This is a genomic window from Simplicispira lacusdiani, from assembly GCF_003604195.1.
Taxonomy (GTDB): domain Bacteria; phylum Pseudomonadota; class Gammaproteobacteria; order Burkholderiales; family Burkholderiaceae_C; genus Simplicispira; species Simplicispira lacusdiani.
Map to the genome: position 1 here is coordinate 447,771 of NZ_QXGR01000001.1, position 18,838 is coordinate 466,608.

Annotated in this window: 16 protein-coding genes; 12 read left to right on the plus strand and 4 right to left on the minus strand. The window is 62.7% G+C overall.

Annotated features, from left to right (window positions below):
* Nucleotides 1-147 precede the first annotated feature (147 nt).
* The 3 genes from D8S75_RS02025 to D8S75_RS02040 form a co-directional block, all read right to left on the minus strand.
* Complete coding sequence (locus tag D8S75_RS02025) at nt 148-1,602, minus strand: sensor histidine kinase (protein ID WP_119964255.1); 1,455 nt, start codon at nt 1,600-1,602, stop codon at nt 148-150.
* Nucleotides 1,603-1,842: 240 nt separating this feature from the next.
* The gene (locus D8S75_RS02035) at nt 1,843-2,517 is read right to left on the minus strand and encodes a response regulator (RefSeq protein WP_119964256.1); all 675 of its coding nucleotides are present in this window, start codon (nt 2,515-2,517) and stop codon (nt 1,843-1,845) included.
* 49 nt (nt 2,518-2,566) lie between these two features.
* Nucleotides 2,567-3,076 carry a MarR family winged helix-turn-helix transcriptional regulator gene (locus D8S75_RS02040; RefSeq protein ID WP_119964257.1) on the minus strand — a complete coding sequence of 170 codons (510 nt, stop codon included), beginning with the start codon at nt 3,074-3,076 and terminating at the stop codon, nt 2,567-2,569.
* 165 nt (nt 3,077-3,241) lie between these two features.
* On the opposite strand from D8S75_RS02040, the gene recA reads away from it, so the two are divergent.
* Both recA and recX read left to right on the plus strand, forming a co-directional pair.
* A complete protein-coding gene (gene recA / locus D8S75_RS02045; RefSeq protein ID WP_198673127.1) occupies nt 3,242-4,348 on the plus strand; it encodes a recombinase RecA in 1,107 nt (368 codons plus the stop codon).
* 17 nt (nt 4,349-4,365) lie between these two features.
* Complete coding sequence (gene recX / locus D8S75_RS02050) at nt 4,366-4,833, plus strand: recombination regulator RecX (RefSeq protein WP_119964259.1); 468 nt, start codon at nt 4,366-4,368, stop codon at nt 4,831-4,833.
* A 59-nt stretch (nt 4,834-4,892) separates the two neighbouring features.
* Here recX and argC read toward each other — a convergent pair whose 3' ends face one another.
* The gene (gene argC, locus D8S75_RS02055; RefSeq protein ID WP_119964260.1) at nt 4,893-5,825 is read right to left on the minus strand and encodes an N-acetyl-gamma-glutamyl-phosphate reductase; all 933 of its coding nucleotides are present in this window, start codon (nt 5,823-5,825) and stop codon (nt 4,893-4,895) included.
* Between the two features lie 157 nt (nt 5,826-5,982).
* On the opposite strand from argC, the gene sucC reads away from it, so the two are divergent.
* From sucC to D8S75_RS17355, 10 genes are all read left to right on the plus strand, one after another.
* Nucleotides 5,983-7,143, plus strand: coding sequence for an ADP-forming succinate--CoA ligase subunit beta (gene sucC / locus D8S75_RS02060; RefSeq protein WP_119964261.1), 1,161 nt, complete (start codon nt 5,983-5,985; stop codon nt 7,141-7,143).
* 53 nt (nt 7,144-7,196) lie between these two features.
* Entirely contained in the window at nt 7,197-8,090 is an 894-nt protein-coding gene (gene sucD, locus D8S75_RS02065) for a succinate--CoA ligase subunit alpha (protein WP_119964262.1), read from the plus strand.
* A gap of 298 nt (nt 8,091-8,388) precedes the next feature.
* The gene (locus D8S75_RS02070; protein WP_119964384.1) at nt 8,389-10,956 is read left to right on the plus strand and encodes a CHASE2 domain-containing serine/threonine-protein kinase; all 2,568 of its coding nucleotides are present in this window, start codon (nt 8,389-8,391) and stop codon (nt 10,954-10,956) included.
* Between the two features lie 11 nt (nt 10,957-10,967).
* Nucleotides 10,968-11,756 (plus strand): Stp1/IreP family PP2C-type Ser/Thr phosphatase, encoded by a 789-nt coding sequence (locus D8S75_RS02075; RefSeq protein WP_198673128.1) that lies wholly within the window; start codon nt 10,968-10,970, stop codon nt 11,754-11,756.
* A 41-nt stretch (nt 11,757-11,797) separates the two neighbouring features.
* Nucleotides 11,798-12,466, plus strand: coding sequence for an FHA domain-containing protein (locus tag D8S75_RS02080; protein ID WP_119964264.1), 669 nt, complete (start codon nt 11,798-11,800; stop codon nt 12,464-12,466).
* 47 nt (nt 12,467-12,513) lie between these two features.
* Complete coding sequence (locus D8S75_RS02085) at nt 12,514-14,799, plus strand: CHASE2 domain-containing protein (protein ID WP_232828826.1); 2,286 nt, start codon at nt 12,514-12,516, stop codon at nt 14,797-14,799.
* 14 nt (nt 14,800-14,813) lie between these two features.
* Complete coding sequence (locus D8S75_RS02090; RefSeq protein ID WP_119964265.1) at nt 14,814-15,605, plus strand: 3',5'-cyclic-nucleotide phosphodiesterase; 792 nt, start codon at nt 14,814-14,816, stop codon at nt 15,603-15,605.
* A 193-nt stretch (nt 15,606-15,798) separates the two neighbouring features.
* A complete protein-coding gene (locus D8S75_RS02095) occupies nt 15,799-16,227 on the plus strand; it encodes a pilin (protein WP_119964266.1) in 429 nt (142 codons plus the stop codon).
* Between the two features lie 110 nt (nt 16,228-16,337).
* Nucleotides 16,338-16,793 carry a pilin gene (locus D8S75_RS02100; RefSeq protein ID WP_119964267.1) on the plus strand — a complete coding sequence of 152 codons (456 nt, stop codon included), beginning with the start codon at nt 16,338-16,340 and terminating at the stop codon, nt 16,791-16,793.
* Nucleotides 16,786-18,825, plus strand: coding sequence for a hypothetical protein (locus tag D8S75_RS17355; protein WP_157982577.1), 2,040 nt, complete (start codon nt 16,786-16,788; stop codon nt 18,823-18,825). Before D8S75_RS02100 ends, D8S75_RS17355 begins: the two co-directional genes overlap by 8 nt.
* The last annotated feature ends 13 nt before the right edge of the window (nt 18,826-18,838 follow it).

Sequence of the window (18,838 nt, forward strand, 5' to 3'; positions counted from 1 at the left end):
GTGCGGACGCCTGCCTGGGCTGGGTCCGCCGGACGCCCGTAAGGGCAGTTTTGATGATGGCCGATTCGTCCCTGGAGCGCAAGGCCCGGCCTCGTGCACTTGCCCGATGCTTGCGCCGGATCATGGCGGGCGGGTGCTCCGCGTGGATCAGACCGCTTCGGTTTCCGCCTCGCGGGCCGGGAAGCGCACCGTGAAGCAGGCGCCGGGCGGTTGCTGGCCTGGGTGTGCGTCCTCCACCGTGACTTCGGCGCTGTGCTGGCGCGCGATCTCGCGCACGATGGGCAGGCCCAGGCCGGAGCCGTCGGCATCGGTGCCCAGGGCGCGGTAGAAGGGCAGGAAGATCAGTTCGCGCTCGCCCTCGGGCACGCCGGGGCCGGAGTCTTCCACCTGCAGCAGCAGGATGCGGCCGAAGGTGTCGGCCAGCACGCGCGCGGTGATGACACCGGGCTTGTCGGCGCTCGACGGCGTGTAATTGATGGCGTTGTCCACCAGGTTGCGCACCAGCTCCTTGAGCAGCGTGGGGTTGCCGTCGAGCCAGACGCCGGGCGAGCCGGGCTCGGCGCCGTCGTAGCCCAGGTCGATGTGTTTGTCGAGCGCGCGCGGCACCGAGTCGCGCACCACCTCCACGGTCAGGCGCGCCAGGTCGCAGGGGATCAGCGCCATCTGGGCGCCGCTGCTTTCCGCGCGCGCCAGGGCCAGCAGCTGGTTGACGGTGTGCGTGGCGCGGATGCTGGAGCGCCCGATCTGCTGTAGCGAGCGCTTGAGTTCCTCGGTGCTGGTGCCCTCGCGCTGCGCCAGGTCGGCCTGCATGCGCAGGCCCGCCAGCGGGGTCTTGAGCTGGTGCGCGGCGTCGGCGAGGAAGCGCTTCTGCGTGGCGAGCGAGTCGTTCAGGCGCTGCAGCAGGTCGTTCACCGAGTCCACCAGCGGCGCCACCTCCAGCGGCACGGTGTGGTGGTCCAGTGGCGAAAGGTCGCCGGGGTCGCGCGCGCGGATGCGCTCTTCGAGCTGGTTGAGCGGCTGGATGCCGCGCGCCAGCGCCAGCCACACCAGCAGCACGGCCAGCGGCAGGATGACGAACTGCGGCACCATCACGCCCTTGATGATCTCGGTGGCCAGCACGCTGCGCTTCTCGCGCGTCTCGGCCACCTGCACCAGGGCCAGCGGCGCATCGGGCAGCGGCAGGCGCACCCAGATGTAGGCCATGCGGATCTCCAGGCCGCGCAGCTCGGCGTCGCGCAGGCGCACCTCGCCGATGGTGGGCAGCTCGTCCTCGGGCGGCAGCGGCAGCTCGCGCTCGCCCGAGAGCAGGTCGCCGCGCGGCCCGGTGACCTGGTAGTACACGGTGTCGGAATCGTCGGCGCGCAGGATTTCGCTGGCGGGCTGCGGCAGGTTGAAGTGCGGCTTGCCTTTTTGCACCGTGACGAGTTGCGCCAGCGCGTGGGCGTTGTATTCGAGCGCGCGGTCGAAGGGCTTGTTGGCGATGCCCTGCGCCACCAGCCAGGTCAGCGCCAGGCTCACGGGCCACAGCAGCAGCAGCGGGGTGAGCATCCAGTCCAGGATCTCGCCGAACAGGGAGCGCTGCTCGCGCTGGAAGATCTTCAAGATCGCGGCCCTGGTTTTGAATGAAAAGCGACCCTAGCGCAATGTGGATAAGCGCTATCAGCTATTAAATCAGGAGTAATTGGTGCTGCTCCATCTGTGGCGTATGCAACGGGCGCGGCCCAGGCCAGCGGCCCCCGCGCAAGGGCCGCCCCGCCGCGCTGGGGGCGTCCCCCTGCCCGCAGCGCGCAGCGCTGCGAGAGCGGGGGGAAGCGGCGCAGCCGCTCAGGGGGGTGTTCCATCTCAACCCGGGATCTTTTCCAGGCAGTAACCCAGGCCGCGCACCGTGGCGATGCGGATCGGGCCCTTTTCGATCTTCTTGCGCAGGCGGTGGATGTAGACCTCGATGGCGTTGTTGCTCACCTCCTCGCCCCATTCGCACAGGCGCTCGACGAGCTGGTCCTTGCTCACCAGGCGGCCGGCGCGCTGCAGCAGCACCTCCAGCAGGCCCAGCTCGCGCGCCGACAGCTCGATCATCTTGCCGTCGATGGTGGCCACGCGGCCGGCCTGGTCGTACACCAGCGGGCCGTGCTTGATGGCGCTGCTGGTGCCGCCCATGCCGCGGCGGGTGAGGGCGCGCACGCGCGCCTCCAACTCCTGCAGCGAGAAGGGCTTGGCCATGTAGTCGTCGGCGCCGAAATCCAGGCCCTTGACGCGCTCTTCCACGCTGTCGGCGGCGGTGAGGATCAGCACCGGCAGCGCCGAGCCGCGCGAGCGCAGGCGCTTGAGCACCTCCAGCCCGTGCATGCGTGGCAGGCCCAGGTCGAGGATCAGCAGGTCGAATTCGTTGTTGGTCATCAGCGCGGCATCGGCCTCGCTGCCACTGGCCACATGGTCGACCACGGCGCCCGAGCTGCGCAGGGTGCGCAGCAGGCCATCGGCCAGCACTTGGTCGTCTTCGGCGATGAGGATGCGCATGGTGTCTCCTGTTGTGGGTTCGATTTTAGGAGTTCGGGGCCGCTCCGCGTCAGGCCGGGTTGTTGCCGCCCGCGTAGGCCTCCAGGCCGATGGCGACCACGGCGGCTACCTCGTCGCCGACCTCGGCGCGGAATTCGGCCTCGGCCTGCGCCACGGCGCCCTGGAAGGCCTGCAGCCAGGCCAGCCCCGTGGGCGTGAAGCGCACGCGGCGCGCCCGTGCGTCATGCGGGTCGGGACCGCGCTCCACCAGGCCCCAGGCCTCGCACTGGTCCACGAGGGCGCCCATGGCCTGCTTGGTCATGCCCGCGCGCTCGGCCAGGTCGCCCAGCCGGTCGCCGTGCAGCGAGAGGTGGCGCGTGATGTGCACATGCGCCGCGCTCACCTGGTCGCGCGCCGCGAGGTTGGACAGCGCCAGCGGCACCTCCACGTTGCGCGCCATGAGCTGCAGCACGCGCGCGTCGAAGCGCCGCAGCGCGTGGCCGATGAGCCGGCCCAGGTGGGTCTGGCGCCAGCCGTCGTGCCGCGCGGTGTCGCCAGGGAGTGGGGAGCGGGGAGTCATGGTTTGATGGTAAGGCAAACTGACCAAATAATCGATGCGAGCCCGGAAATGACCGGATAGACTACTGTTCAAGCATCCAGCCTGTAATTAATTGCAGAGGGATGCGCCAAGGCACCCCACCGATATTCCAAGGAGTTTTCCATGAACGCACCCCTGAGCCGCAGCATGCCCCCCGACAGCGAAAAGGCCAAGGCCCTGCAGGCCGCGCTGGCGCAGATCGAGAAGCAGTTTGGCAAGGGCACCATCATGCGCCTGGGCGAGGGCGAGGTGATCGAGGACATCCAGGTCGTCTCCACCGGCTCGCTGGGCCTGGACATCGCCCTGGGCGTGGGCGGCCTGCCGCGCGGCCGCGTGATCGAGATCTACGGGCCGGAAAGCTCGGGCAAGACCACGCTGACGCTGCAGGTGGTGGCCGAGATGCAGAAGCAGGGCGGCACCTGCGCCTTCGTCGATGCCGAGCACGCGCTCGATATCCAGTACGCGCAAAAGCTCGGCGTAAACCTGCAGGACCTGCTGATTTCCCAGCCCGATACCGGCGAGCAGGCGCTGGAAATCGTCGACAGCCTGGTGCGCTCGGGCGCCGTGGACCTGATCGTGGTGGACTCGGTGGCCGCGCTCACGCCCAAGGCCGAAATCGAGGGCGAGATGGGCGACGCCCTGCCCGGCCTGCAGGCCCGCCTGATGAGCCAGGCGCTGCGCAAGCTCACCGCCACCATCAAGAAGACCAACTGCATGGTCATCTTCATCAACCAGATCCGCATGAAGATCGGCGTGATGTTCGGCAGCCCCGAAACCACCACGGGCGGCAACGCGCTCAAGTTCTACGCCTCGGTGCGCCTCGATATCCGCCGCACCGGCACCATCAAGAAGGGCGAGGAAGCCATCGGCAACGAGACCAAGGTCAAGGTGGTGAAGAACAAGGTCTCGCCCCCGTTCAAGACGGCCGAGTTCGACATCCTGTTCGGCGAGGGCATCTCGCGCGAGGGCGAGATCATCGACATGGGCGTGAATGCCCGCATCGTCGAGAAGAGCGGCGCCTGGTACGCCTACAACGGCGAGAAGATCGGCCAGGGCCGCGACAACGCGCGCGAATTCCTGCGCGAGAACCCGCAGCTGGCCCACGAGATCGAGAACAAGGTGCGCGAGGGCCTGGGCATCGCGCTGCTGCCCGCCGCCCTGGCGCAGGAGAGCGCCACGTTCGACGTCGCCGACGGCGTGGTGGCCGCGCCCACCGGCCGTGGCCGCAAGGCCGCCGAGCCCAAGCTGGACTGAAGACCGCCTGAGCCGCCATGGCCCCGCCACCGCTGTCCTTGAAGGGCCGGGCCCTGCGCTGCCTGGCGGGCCGCGAGCATTCGCGCGCCGAGCTGCTGCGCAAGCTGGCGCCCTACGAGGAAGCGCCGGGGCAGCTCGAACGCGTGCTCGACGAGCTGCAGGCCAAGGGCTTCATCAGCGAGGAGCGGGTGGCCGCGTCGCTGTTGCACCGCCGTGCGGCGCGCTTGGGCGATCGGCGCATCCGACAGGAACTGCAGGCCAAGGGGCTCGACGCCCCCACGGTGGCACAGGCGCTGGAGCAGTTGCGCGGCACCGAGCGCGAGCGCGCGCAGGGGGTGTGGCAGCGCAAGTTCGGTGCGCCGCCGCAGGACGCCAAGGAGCACGCGCGCCAAGTGCGTTTTCTGCTGGCGCGTGGGTTCTCGGCCGAGGTGGTGCGCCGCGTGGTGCAGGGCGGCGAGGGCGAAGACGCGCAGACCGGGATTTAAGGCTTTTCAGCCTCCGGCGCCCAAGGAATAAGCGCTGCAAGCTATTGAATCAATAGCAGTTAAAGGCCCAGCATGAGGCGCAGGTTCTGCACCGCCGCGCCGCTGGCGCCCTTGCCCAGGTTGTCCAGCCGCGCGATCAGCACGGCCTGGCGGTGTTCCTCGTTGGCGAACACGCGCAGCTCCAGTTGGTTGGTGTTGGCCAGTGTGTCGGCGGCCAGCTTCAGGTCGTCCGTCGGCGGCAGCACCTTCACCCACTGCTCGGGCGTGTTGGTGCGCGCGTAGTGGGCGGCCAGGGCATCGTGCAGCGCGGCCGCCTTGGGTTGGCCGGGCAGCAGGTCCAGGTGCAGCGGCAGTTGCACCAGCATGCCCTGCGGGAAGTTGCCCACGGCGGGGATGAACAGCGGACGGCGCGTCATGCCGGTGTAGTGCAGGATCTCCGGGATGTGCTTGTGCGCCAGGCCCAGTGCATAGGCCTCGTAGGGCGGCGCCTTGCCGGCCTCGTAGGCCTCGATCATCGGCCGGCCGCCACCGGAATAGCCCGACACGGAGGGCAGCGACACGGCGAAATCCTTGGGCAGCAAACCCGCATCGACCAGCGGGCGCAGCAGGGCGATGGCGCCGGTGGCGTAGCAGCCGGGGTTGGCCACGCGCGTGGCGGTGCGCACGGCATCGAGCTGCCCCGCGCACAGTTCGGGGAAGCCGAACACCCAGCCCGGCGCGGTGCGGTGCGCGGTGCTGGCGTCGATCACCTTGATGCCGCGGCCCGTGGCCTTTTCGATGTCGTCCACCAGCGCCACGGTCTCGCGCGCGGCATCGTCGTGCAGGCACAGCACCACGAGGTCGGCCTCGGCCACGAGGGCGCGCTTGGCGGCAGGGTCCTTGCGCAGCTCGGGGGCGATGCTCAGCAGCTCGACCCCGGCCATGCCCTGCAGGCGTTCACGGATCTGCAGGCCCGTGGTGCCGGCCTCGCCGTCGATGAATACTTTGGACATGTTTTGCTCCTGCAAGGTGTCACGCGGGCGGCGTAAGCTTGGAAAAAGGTATGGTGCGTCGCAACATGATACAGTTGAAGGCTGCCATGTCCCACGCCCGCCGCCAGACATTCCAACCATGGTAGCCGGGTGAAATCCCTTTCCTGAGAGAGACCTCATGAAGATTCACGAATACCAAGGCAAGGAAATCTTGCGCAATTTCGGCGTGCCCGTACCCCGCGGCATTCCCGCCTTCACGGTTCAAGAAGCCGTGGAAGCTGCACAAAAGCTTGGCGGCCCGGTCTGGGTGGTCAAGGCCCAGATCCACGCCGGTGGCCGTGGCAAGGGTGGCGGCGTGAAGGTGGCCAAGAGCATCGATCAAGTCAAGGAACTGGCTGGCCAGATCCTGGGCATGCAGCTCAAGACGCACCAGACCGGCCCCGAAGGCCAGAAGGTCCGCCGCCTGTACATCGAAGACGGCGCCGACATCAAGAACGAACTCTACGTGTCCCTGGTGACCGACCGCGCCACGCAGAAGGTGGCCCTGATCGCTTCGAGCGAAGGCGGCATGGACATCGAGGAAGTGGCGCACTCCACGCCCGAGAAGATCATCACCGAGATGATCGATCCCCTGACCGGCATCACCGCCGAGCAGAGCAAGAAGGTGGCCGCAGCCATCGGCCTGACCGGCGCTTCCATCGACCAGGCCGTGGACATCTTCGCCAAGATCTACAAGTGCTACATGGAAACCGACGCGTCGCTGGTGGAAATCAACCCGCTGAACTGCGACTCCAAGGGCAACCTCATCGCCCTGGACGCCAAGTTCAACTTTGACGCCAACGCCCTGTTCCGCCATCCCGAGATCGTGGCCTTCCGCGACCTGGACGAAGAAGATCCGGCCGAAGTGGAAGCCTCCAAGTTCGACCTGGCCTACATCAGCCTGGATGGCAACATCGGCTGCCTGGTGAACGGCGCCGGCCTGGCCATGGCCACCATGGACACCATCAAGCTGTTCGGCGGCGAGCCGGCCAACTTCCTCGACGTGGGCGGCGGCGCCACGGCTGAGAAGGTGACCGAGGCCTTCAAGATCATGCTCAAGAACAAGAACGTCAAGGGCATCCTGGTCAACATCTTCGGCGGCATCATGAAGTGCGACACCATCGCCACCGGCGTGATCACCGCCTGCAAGGCCGTGAACCTGTCTGTGCCGCTGGTCGTGCGCATGAAGGGCACCAACGAAGAGCTGGGCAAGAAGCTGCTGGCCGAATCCGGTCTGCCCATCATCGCGGCCGACACCATGGCCGAAGCCGCGACCAAGATCGTCGCTGCCGTTAAGTAATGACCTTGGGGACAGATCTTTAGCTCTGTCCCCAACTGACTAGGACGAGAAACATGTCGATCTACATCAACAAAGACACCAAGGTCATCACCCAGGGCATCACGGGCAAGACCGGCCAGTTCCATACGGAAAAGTGCCAGGAATACGCGAACGGCAAGAACTGCTTCGTGGCCGGCGTGAACCCCAAGAAGGCCGGTGAGTCGATCTTCAACATCCCGATCTACGCCTCCGTCAAGGAAGCCGCCACGCAGACCGGCGCCACCGTGTCCGTGATCTACGTGCCCCCGGCAGGCGCAGCCGCCGCCATCTGGGAAGCCGTGGAAGCCGACTTGGACATGGCCATCTGCATCACTGAAGGCATCCCGGTGCGCGACATGCTCGAAGTGCGCAACAAGATGAAGGCCAAGGAAGCCGCCGGCGGCAAGAAGACGCTGCTGCTGGGTCCCAACTGCCCCGGCATCATCACGCCCGACGAGATCAAGATCGGCATCATGCCCGGCCACATCCACCGCAAGGGCCGCATTGGCGTGGTCTCGCGTTCGGGCACGCTGACCTATGAAGCCGTGGCCATGCTGACCGAAGTCGGCCTGGGCCAATCCACCGCCGTGGGCATCGGTGGCGACCCGATCAACGGTCTGAAGCACATCGACGTGATGAAGGCCTTCAACGAAGACCCCGACACCGACGCCGTGATCATGATCGGCGAAATCGGCGGTCCCGATGAAGCCGAAGCCGCACAGTGGTGCAAGGCCAACATGAAGAAGCCTATCGTCGGCTTCATCGCTGGCGTGACCGCCCCTCCCGGCAAGCGCATGGGCCACGCCGGCGCGCTGATCTCCGGCGGCGCCGACACGGCCGATGCCAAGCTCGCCATCATGGAAGAGTGCGGTTTCGTCGTGACGCGCAACCCCTCGGAACTGGGCAAGCTGCTCAAGGCACAGCTCTGATCCGGGCTTCGGGCGCTTTGCGTCCAGCCGCCAAAAAAGCGCCTGTGGCACCTGCTGCAGGCGCTTTTTGCCATTCTGGGTGACAAAAATGGCAGTTCCCGGTTGGACGTTCGCTGGAGACGCCGTGCTCGCGTCGCGCGGCCGTGAAACACGTGGTTGCATCGTTCGGCGCAAATCTTGCTAGCATTTTTGACCAAATCTGAATTCAGAGGCACAGAGAGTGGGCAGTCACGCAGGGGGAGGAAAACCAGTGCAATGGCACAAGCAAGGGGCATGGAGCCTTTTGCTGGTGCTCGCCATGGTTGCTCTGTACCTCGCGACCGATGTGGTGCAGGGCCTGGAGCGGCGCCTCTATGATGGGGTGGCGGCCAGTGGCTCGCGCCAGGCCTTGCCTGAAGTCGTGATCGTTGCCATCGACGAGCACAGCCTGGCCAGCCTGGGTCCCTGGCCTTGGCCACGGGATGTGCATGCCCAGCTGATTGATCGGCTGGCTGCGGCGGGCGCCAAGACCATTGTCCACACCACCCTGTTTGACGGCCCGCAAACCGACCGGGGATTGGTTTATCTGCGGCAGATCCGCTCCATGCTGGGCGCTGCGCCGCCCGAAGCCGCGGCCTTGTCGGGGCTGATCGGACGCACGCTGGATGAAGCAGAAAGCGCCCTCGATGCCGACGGCCGCCTGGCGGCCAGTATCCAGCGCGCTGGCAATGTGTTCCTGGCCAGCCGTCAGGCGGTAGCGGGTGCGGGGTCGGCGGCGGCACGCGTGCCTTCTTTCGTGCACCGCAGTGCCTTGGCCGATCCGGGTGAGCATGCCTTGCCAGCCGGCCCGGGCGTTTACCCGCTGGCCGCCCTGGGGCAGGCGGCGGCCGGCGTGGGCCATCTGCAGGGGCTGGCCGACGGCGATGGCGCAATGCGCCGGGTGCCCCTGCTGCTGCGCTCGGATGGCGCGGGCTTGCCAGCGCTGGCGCTGTTGGCGGCGGCGCACAGCCTGCATGTCGGCAAGGCGGAGGTCCAGCCGGCGGGGGAGCATGCCCTGCGTTTGGGCGGGCTGCTGGTGGCCATGAATTCCAAGGCCGTGCTGCGCCCGCACCATTACCCTGCCCCGGCCACGATGCTGTCGTTCCACGATGTGCTCAGTGGCAAGGTGGCCGCGGCGCGGCTGCAGAACCGTATCGTGCTCATCGGGGCCACGGCGGCCGGCGTGCAGCCGCCCGTGCATGTGACTGGAGGGCAGGAGGCCCAGCCTCCGGTGCAGTGGCTGGCGCAGCAGGTTTCCAGTATCCGCCAGGGGCATGGCTATACCGAACCGGCATGGGGCATGCCAGTGATGTGGCTGCTGCTGGTGGGTGTTGCGCTGTATCTGGTCTTGGGTTTGCCGCGCATGGCGCCACGCGTGGGCGTGGGTGTCACTTTGGCCTTGGCGTGTGCATTGGCGGCACTGCAATGGCTGTGGCTACAAGAGGTGTCGCAATGGTTGCATCTGGGGCTTCCCGTGCTGGCGCTCATGGCCGGGTGGCTGGTGCATGCAGCAAGCGCGCCTCGGCACGATGCAGAAGCCTTGCCGGAGGGGGAGCGCAGCGCACACGAGGCGGACCGCATGATGGGACTGGCGCTGCAGGGCCAGGGCCAGCTCGACATGGCCTATGAACGCTTGCGCCGCATTCCCATGGAGCCGCAGGTGCAAGACAACCTGATGCACCTGGCGCAGGATTTCGAGCGCAAGCACCAGTACGACAGGGCGCGCATGGTGTACGAACATATCCTGCGCCACGACCCGGAAAACAAGGAGGCGCGCTCCCGCCGCAAGCGGGCGCGCCAGTTGTCCGAGGTGGCCGCGCAGGCGGGTGCCACGGCGGCGGCGGAGGCCGCAGCGGTGCCCAGTGGCACGCAGCCTGTGCTGCTGGGGCGTTACCAGATCGAAAAGGAGCTGGGGCGTGGCGCCATGGGCGTGGTTTATCAGGGGCGGGATCCGAAGATCGGCCGTGTGGTGGCCATCAAGGCGCTGGCCCTGGGGCAGGAGTTCGATGGCAGCGCCTTGGTGGATGCGCGGGCGCGGTTTTTCCGCGAGGCCGAGTCAGCTGGCCGCCTGCAGCATCAGAACATCGTCACCATCTACGACGCGGGCGATGAGAACGGCCTGGCATGGATCGCCATGGAATTGCTCAAGGGTCAGGACCTCACGGGTGCCGCCACGCCGGACCATCTGCTGCCGGTGGAGCAAGTGGTGTCTATCGTGGCGCGCGTGGCCGATGCGCTGGACTATGCCCACCAACAGAATGTGGTGCACCGCGACATCAAGCCGGCCAACATCATGTTCGATGCCTCCGCCGATGCGGTGAAGGTGTCCGATTTCGGCATTGCACGCATCACCGACAGCAGCAAGACGCGCACCGGTCTCGTGCTGGGGACTCCCAGCTTCATGGCCCCGGAGCAACTGGCCGGGCACAGGGTCGATGGTCGCTGCGACCTCTATGCCCTGGGCGTGACGCTGTTCCAGTTGCTGACGGGGAGCCTGCCGTTGCGCGGAGCTTCGATGAGCGAGCTGATGCACAACATCGCCCACATGCAGGCGCCCGATGTGCGGCAACTGCGGCCGGAGCTTTCACCGGAGCTGGCCCGTATCGTGGCGCAGGCGCTGCGCAAGAATCCGCAAGACCGTTACCAGACCGGGCGCCAGTTTGCCGCCGATCTGCGCAGTGCGGGGAGCGTCCTCCAAGGGGGGGTGGATGAGTCCTATTCTGCATTGGCGCTGGACTATGATGCGCACAGCGATATCAAAGAGCACCAGAAAATGGCGGATTTCCAAGAAACTGTGATGCAAGACCCTGCGCCCCCTGTTTCCGTGACTCGCCAGGGCGCGCAATGACATCGGTGAAATTGGCATACGAGTTTTGCGCGCGCACCGACCCAGGTCGCGTGCGTGTGAACAACGAGGACGCTGTCTGCGTTGACCCGCAGGCGCGGCTGGCGCTGCTGGCCGACGGCATGGGGGGCTACAACGCCGGCGAAGTGGCCAGCGGCATGGCCACTACGTTCATCCGCACGGAACTGGCGCGGTGGTTGGCCGAGGCGGGGCAGCATCTCAAGGCCTTCGATCTGCGGCGCGGCATCGAGATCTGCGTGGACAACGCCAACCAGGCCATTCTGGGCGCGGCCGAGGCCAACCCCCAGTATTCCGGCATGGGAACGACCTTGGTGGTCGGTGTATTCCAGGGCAGCCGGTTGATGCTGGGGCATATCGGCGATTCACGTTGCTACCGCCTGCGCGCAGGTGTGCTGGAGCAGATCACGCGCGACCATTCCTGGCTGCAGGAGCAGATCGATGCAGGCCTGATCACTCCGCAGCAAGCCGCCATGTCGTCGAGCCGCAACCTGGTGACACGGGCGCTGGGCGTCGAAGACAATGTGCTCGTCGAGATCAACGAATTCAAGGTCGAGCCGCAGGACCTGTACCTCATGTGCTCGGATGGCCTGAGCGAGATGGTGTGCCATGAGGACCTCACGGCCCTTGCGGCTGCCAATGTGCCGCTGGAAGAAAAGGCGCGGCGCCTCATCGATGCAGCCAATGCCAACGGTGGCCGCGACAACATCAGCGTGGTGCTGGTGCAGGCGGGGCAGACGGGGAGCAGGCGCGGCTTCATGTCGAGGCTGCTGCGGACGGCATAGCTTTCATTTATTTACATGCATAACAAGAGCAGGAGTTGGTCATGCCCAAAATGATCGTTTCGATCGACGGTGTCGTCATCAAGGAGGTGCAGCTCACCAAGGAGCGCACCACGCTAGGACGCCGTCCCTACAACGACATCGTGATCGACAACCTGGCCGTCAGCGGCGAGCATGCGGTGATCCACATGAACGAACAGGAGAGCGATGTCGAGGTGGAGGACCTGGGCAGCACCAACGGCACCTATGTCAATGGCAAGGCGGTCAAGCGCCAGGTCCTGCGCAACGGCGATACCGTCGAGGTGGGCAAGTACAAGATCCGCTTCCTCAATGATGCCGAGGCCGAGAACTACGAGAAGACCATGATCTTCAAGCCGGGCATGGTTCCGCCACCCATTGCTCCTCGGCCGGCCCCTGCGGCCCCAGCGCCCGCGGCATCCGCACAGGCGGCTCCGACGGCAGCCATACGCGTGTTGTCCGGTGCGGCAGCAGGGCGCGAGGTGGCGTTGACCAAGGTGGTCACCACCATCGGCAAGCCGGGCGTGGCCGTGGCCTCCATCACCCGGCGCCACCATGGCTATGTGCTGGCCCATGTGGAAGGCCCGGACACCCCCTTGTACAACGGCGCGCACATTGGCATGGAGCCCGTGCCACTGCACAACGGCGACCGGCTGGAGCTTGCCGGCACCATCATGCAATTCATTCAGGGCTGACGGCGCGGGTTTCCCTCCACTGATATTGGCACTGCCCAAGGTTTGCCATGCGCAATCAGGGCCATGTGAACTTGCTGGGCAGGGCCGCAGGCGGGTTCCGTCGGCGCTGGCGCCGCATGGCCGTGGTGTTGCTGCCCATGCTGCTGGGAGTGCTGCACGCCACGGGCGCAGTGCCTATCCCCGTGCTGGAGCGTCTGGATCAACTGATTTATGACGCCCGGCTGCGTGCCACCATGCCGCGTACGTTGGACGAGCGCATTGTCATCGTCGATATCGACGAGCACAGCCTGGAGCAGATTGGCCACTGGCCTTGGGGGCGGGACAAAATGGCGCGGTTTGCCCAGGAGCTTCTGCAGCGCCAGCAAGCGGCCGTGGTTGGATTCGACGTGGTCTTTGCCGAGCCCGATGGCAGTTCCGGGCTGGCCCATTTGCGGCGCCTTGCGCAAGGGGCTTTGCAGGGACAAGGTGGATTTTCCGCGCAGATCGAACAACTGGCCCCGGAGCTTGATTTCGACGCGCGGTTCGCACGGACGCTGAAGGGCCGGGATGTCGTGCTCGGCTACTACTTCACCAGTGACCGTGACGGGCGCGCACGCGGGACCTTGCCTGCGCCAGTGCTGGATGCGGCCTCTTTGCAGGGCAGGACCTTGCGCGCAACCTCCTGGAATGGCCATGGCAGCAACATTGCCGTGTTGGCCGAGGCTGCTCCCGTGGCGGGCTTCTTCAATGCCATGAACGATGAGGATGGCGTGGTGCGTTCTCTGCCATTGCTGGCTGAATACCAGGGGCAGTACTACGAATCGCTGGCGCTGGCGGTCTTCCGCGTTCTGCTGGGCTTGCCCGAGGTGCGCCCGGGGTTTGCTCCGGGGGGCGAAAACACGCCAGTGGCCTCCTTGCAAGGCATTGAATTACACCAGGATGGGCGTGCCCAGGTGCTCCCCGTGGACAGCGCGCTGGCGGTTCTGGTTCCCTATCGGGGGCCTGGAGGCCCTCGGGGCGGATCGTTCCGTTATATCTCGGCATCCGATGTGCTCGAAGGCAAGCTCCCGGAGGCGGCTCTCCAGGGGCTGATCGTGTTGGTCGGCTCCACCACGCCGGGCCTGCAGGATCTGCGTGCCACGCCGGTGGGCGGCGCCTACCCTGGTGTGGAAACGCATGCGAATGTGATCGCCAGTTTCTTGGATGGCAGGAGCACGGTGCGTCCCGACTATGCCATCGGGTTCGATGTATTGCAGATCACCTGCACGGGATTGCTGCTGGCCCTGGCCTTGCCGCTGCTTGGCGCGGGGCCGGCCGTGGCACTGAGCGCGGGCGCCCTGGCCAGCTTGTCGGCACTGAATCTGTGGCTGTACCAGGCGCACGGTCTGGCCATGCCGCTGGCCGCTGCACTGGCGTTGGTGCTGCTGGCCTATGTGCTGAACATGAGCTACGGCTATTTCGTGGAGAGCCGGGCCAAGCGGGGGCTGGCGCAGCTTTTTGGCACCTATGTTCCCCCCGAACTGGTTGATGAGATGGTTCTGGAGCCTGAGCGCTACAGCATGCGGGCCGCCAGCGAGCAGCTGACGGTCATGTTCTGCGACATGCGCGGTTTCACCGCCATGTCCGAACGCATGGAGCCGGTGCAGTTGCAGGCCCTGCTCAACGATATTTTCACCCGGTTGACGCAGGTAATCCGCAGCCGGCGCGGCACCATCGACAAGTACATGGGCGACTGTGTGATGGCCTTCTGGGGCGCCCCGGTGAGCACGCCGGAGCATGCCAGCCTTGCGGTGCAGGCTGCGCTGGGCATGGTGCAAGCAGTGCAGCAGCTCAATGCGGAGCACCGTGCGCACGGTTTGCCCGCAATCGGGGTGGGTATCGGCCTCAACACTGGTGCCATGTGCGTGGGCGACATGGGTTCTGATATCCGGCGCAGCTATACCGTGATCGGCGATGCCGTGAACCTGGGCTCGCGCCTGGAAGGGCTTTGCAAAGTCTATGGCGTGGAGATTGTGGTCAGCGAAACAACGCAGACACAGGCTCCTGGATTCGTGTGGCAGGAGCTCGACCGCGTATGTGTCAAGGGCAAGGAGCAGGCCGTGGCCATTTTCCGGCCCTTGGGGGAGTTGGGTTTCCTGGACGCAGCGCAACAACAGGGACTCGATACATGGCATCGATGGCTGGCGGCATTCCGCTCCCAAGACTGGGCGCGCTGTGACGAACTTTGGCCTGCATTGCAGACCCAACCACCAGGCGGTAATCTGCTGGATCTGTATGCCGAGCGCCTGCAGGTCCAGCGGGTGTTACCCTACGATCCTCACTGGGATGGGGCCACCCATTTCGATACCAAGTAAAGGTCGCTGCAACCATGAAAGTCCGCGTGCTGGGTTGTTCCGGGGCCATAGCCCGGGATTGCCGCACCACTTCGTTCCTGATCGATGGACGCATCCTTATCGATGCCGGCACGGGCGCGGGCGATCTCACTCTCGATGAGATGCAGGCGATCGACCATGTATTGCTGACGCATTCCCACCTGGACCACATCGCTGCGCTGCCCTTGATGCTGGATGCCGTTTCGTCCCGTAGGCTGCAGCCCGTGCAGGTCCATGCCTTGCCCGAAACCATCGCCGCGCTCCAGGCCCATGTTTTCAACAACATCATCTGGCCCGATTTCAGCCGTATCCCGAGCAGCGCGGCCCCATTTGTTCGCTATAGCGCAGTAGCCGTGGGCCAGTTGCTGCGCATCGCTGGCGTAGCCATCGAGGTTTTGCCTGCCGAGCACACCGTCCCTGCCGTGGGCTATGCCGTGCAGGGAGAAGCGGGATGGTGGGTATACAGCGGTGACACGGGCCGCAACCCAGCATTCTGGCGGCGCGTGAACCAGATTCCCATGGCCGTGCTGGTGATAGAAACCGCCTTCAGTAACCGCGAAAGCGCCCTGGCTGAGCGTGCCCTGCACCTGGCGCCCCACATCCTGGCGCAGGAGCTTGCGCAATTGAACCCGGCGCGCCCCTGTCCCATCTACATCACCCACACCAAGCCGTCGGAAACCGCGCTCATCATGGAAGAGATTCGGAGGTTCGATGCCTGCACGCCCCATGGATTTGATGCGCCGCATGACATTCGGTGGTTGCAGGCGGGGGATGTCCTCAGTATTTAGCAAAAATGTTGTTGACGGATCGATGGCCCGACAAAAATGTCGACAGAAGGCGGCCTGACGAACCTAACTTGTTACGCTCCGCCCTGATGGACTGCGGCGAGAGTTACATGAAATACATTCAGTGACGCGTTGACGTATGGCATGAAAAATGCTTCATCATGCCTGCATGTGCAATTTTCCTAGGAGTTTTCTTATGAAGCGTACCGTACAACAAGGTTTCACCTTGATCGAGTTGATGATCGTTGTGGCGATCATCGGCATCTTGGCTGCCATTGCGCTGCCGGCTTATCAGGACTACACCATCCGCACGCAAGTGTCGGAGGGGATGAGTCTGATGGGTGGTGCCAAGAATGGTGTGGGCGATTATTGGGCAGATAAGGGTGTCTTCCCGGGCAGTAACGCTTCAGCAGGCGTCGCCAGTTCGACTTCTATCATTGGTTCTTATGTTTCGAGCGTCGCTGTGGGCGCTGGCGGTGTCATCACTGCAACTTACGGCCGGAAAGCCAATACCAAGATCAATGCTGGCACCTGCACCCTCACCCCGATCGACAATGGCGGCAGCTTGACCTGGAATGGTACTTGCTCCTTTGATGCCAAGTGGCGGCCAAACGCATTCCGTTAATTCGGGTAGTGCGAACACGGACACATATGGGTCCAAAAAAACCCGGCCGAGCCGGGTTTTTTTTTTGAAAATGCCACATGTACTCTGGATGATTATTTAGGAGTTTAATTATGAGGCATGCGAAATTTAAGCGGCAATCACCGGATAGTGCATCGGGTTTCACGTTGATTGAGTTAATGATTGTGGTTGCAATCATTGGTATTCTTGCTGCTATTGCATTGTCGGCATACCAGGATTACACCATTCGTGCGCAAGTGGCGGAGAGTGCGGTACTCATGTCACGAGCGAAAGAAAGTACGTATCAATTCTGGACGGCACGTGGCGCATTTCCCGGGTCGAATGCTTCCGCAGGCATTGCTGCAGCAAGCTCGATAAAAGGGTCGTACGTTAGTACGGTTTCTATAGGAGCAGGGGGTATTATCACGGCAACCTTTGGTGGTAAGGCGAATGTTAATATCAGTGGTCAAAACTGTTCGCTAACACCGATTAATAATGATGGCAGTTTGACTTGGCGAGGGCAATGCACTTTTGCAAATAAATGGCGCTCTTTGGCATTTCGTGATTGAAAAGGGCATTGATTTGATGAATTCTTTGCGCTCTGAGCCTCGGAATAGTGAGTCTGGACTCTTTCTTTTTGTGGCTGCTGTAATTGTATTTCCAGGGGTATATTGGATTTACTCTTTGGCTCAGGGCTTGACTTGGCAATTCGATGATTTAATTAATCTGAAGGGATTGTCGGATGTAAGTAGTCGGACCGGGCTAGTTAATTTTGTTTTTGGTGGAATTGCAGGTCCATTGGGGCGCCCAGTTTCGCTTATCACCTTTGTCGCTAATTATGCGGATTGGCCCGGTAATCCCTGGGGGATCGTGCAGTTGACATTGGTGCTTCATGCCATCAATAGCGCTTTGGTATTTCTTCTTGCTCGTCGCATTTTACTAAGCAGCCATCACTTGGTGAACGGCTCGGTTCTTGCGGAGAGGTTGGCGGCGCTAGTGGCGGTGCTTTGGCTTATTCTGCCTATTCATGCAAGCAGTGCACTTATGCCTGTACAGCGCATGACGCATGTATCAGCCTTTTTCGTGCTGTTGGCTCTTTATGGATACATGGTGCTGCGTCAGCACCAAGGTGGTAGCGTTCCTACGCTAGCGGGAATGGCAAACATTGCCATATGGCTAATAGTAACGGGCTTGGCAGCAGCCTTTGCTAAAGAAAATGGCGTAACAGTTATCACATTCGTTTTTCTGCTGGAGGTTTTTTGTTTTTCTAGTGGCTGGAGGGGGCGCCAAATGGGGGGGGCTGGCTGGCTGTGGAGAATTTGGCTGATGCTGGCGGGCAGCGCAGTGGCTTTAGCGATGGTATGGTATGCCGCGGCCAACTGGAATGTAATAACTGAAAATTTTAAACTGTATCGAGGATATGCTTGGAATGAGCATATTGCCACGCAGTTTGTGATCACAATAGAGTATTTTCGACAGATTGTTTTGCCGCGCAGTGCGCTTTTGGGACCATTTCACGATAATCATACTCTGTATGATTGGAGTATGGCGGCTCCTTATTGGGCTATTGTGGCCTGGTGTGTTTTTCTATCGTCTGCATTTTGGCTTGCGCGCAAAGCATTAACGCCATCGACGAGGACTCTTGGTTGGACTGGGATTGCGGCTGTCCTGTGGTTTTTTTCAGCTCACCAAGTTGAATCCACAATTATTCCATTGGAGCTTTATTTTGAGCATCGGAATTATTTGGCAGGCTTAGGGATATGTTTTTGGCTGGTGCTGCTTTTTAACCACGGGGTGCAAGTGGCTAGAAAAAAGGTCGTCCCTTATGTTCTTGCTGTATTGTATCTTTCGTATCTGATTTTTTCTCTACAGCAGGTTACTTCTCTCTGGGGACAGCCAATCTTGGCGCATGATCTTTGGCAAAAAAATCATCCCTCTTCGATTCGCGCAGCACAATCTGTCATACAGGATGCCGTCAGTTTGGGTTTCCATGATGCCGCGTTTTCATTTGCAGACGAATTCATAGAAAAGTTTGATGCAGTGGATGTTGCAATCCAAATGATGCCTTTGCGATGCAGGTATCGCAGTGAAAGTGAGCAAAAAGAAAGTTTTGATACTTTGCTGCAGCAAGTTGAAAAAATGCGTACGCCCGGGGGAATTCCGACTGGGTTGGCGGCCTTTGGAGAGGCTGTACGTGATGGTGCTTGTGCAGGTGTTGATGAGGCCCAGTATCATTATTTTCTGCAACGACTTCTTCTGCGTCCACAAGTTCAGCACGCTACACGGGTCCGTCATCATGTTTATTATGAATTGGCATTGATGGCGAAAAATAAGAAAAACATGAGTGGATATATTGATTATTTACAGCTAACTTTTTGGGACTTTCCGACAATCTCTGTTGCTCAAATAGTGGCGGCGACCTTGTTCCAAGAGCAGCGTATTGATGAGGCAATAGATTGGATTGATAGGGTGATTGAGCATGCGCCTAATCGATCACTTCGTATGTCGTGGAGCATGACGTTGAGAAGCATGCGCGATGCACTTTTGGGTATCCAGCAATCATTGATTGAAGCTAGACCACCTCAAGAGATAGAATTTTAAAATACTGACGACA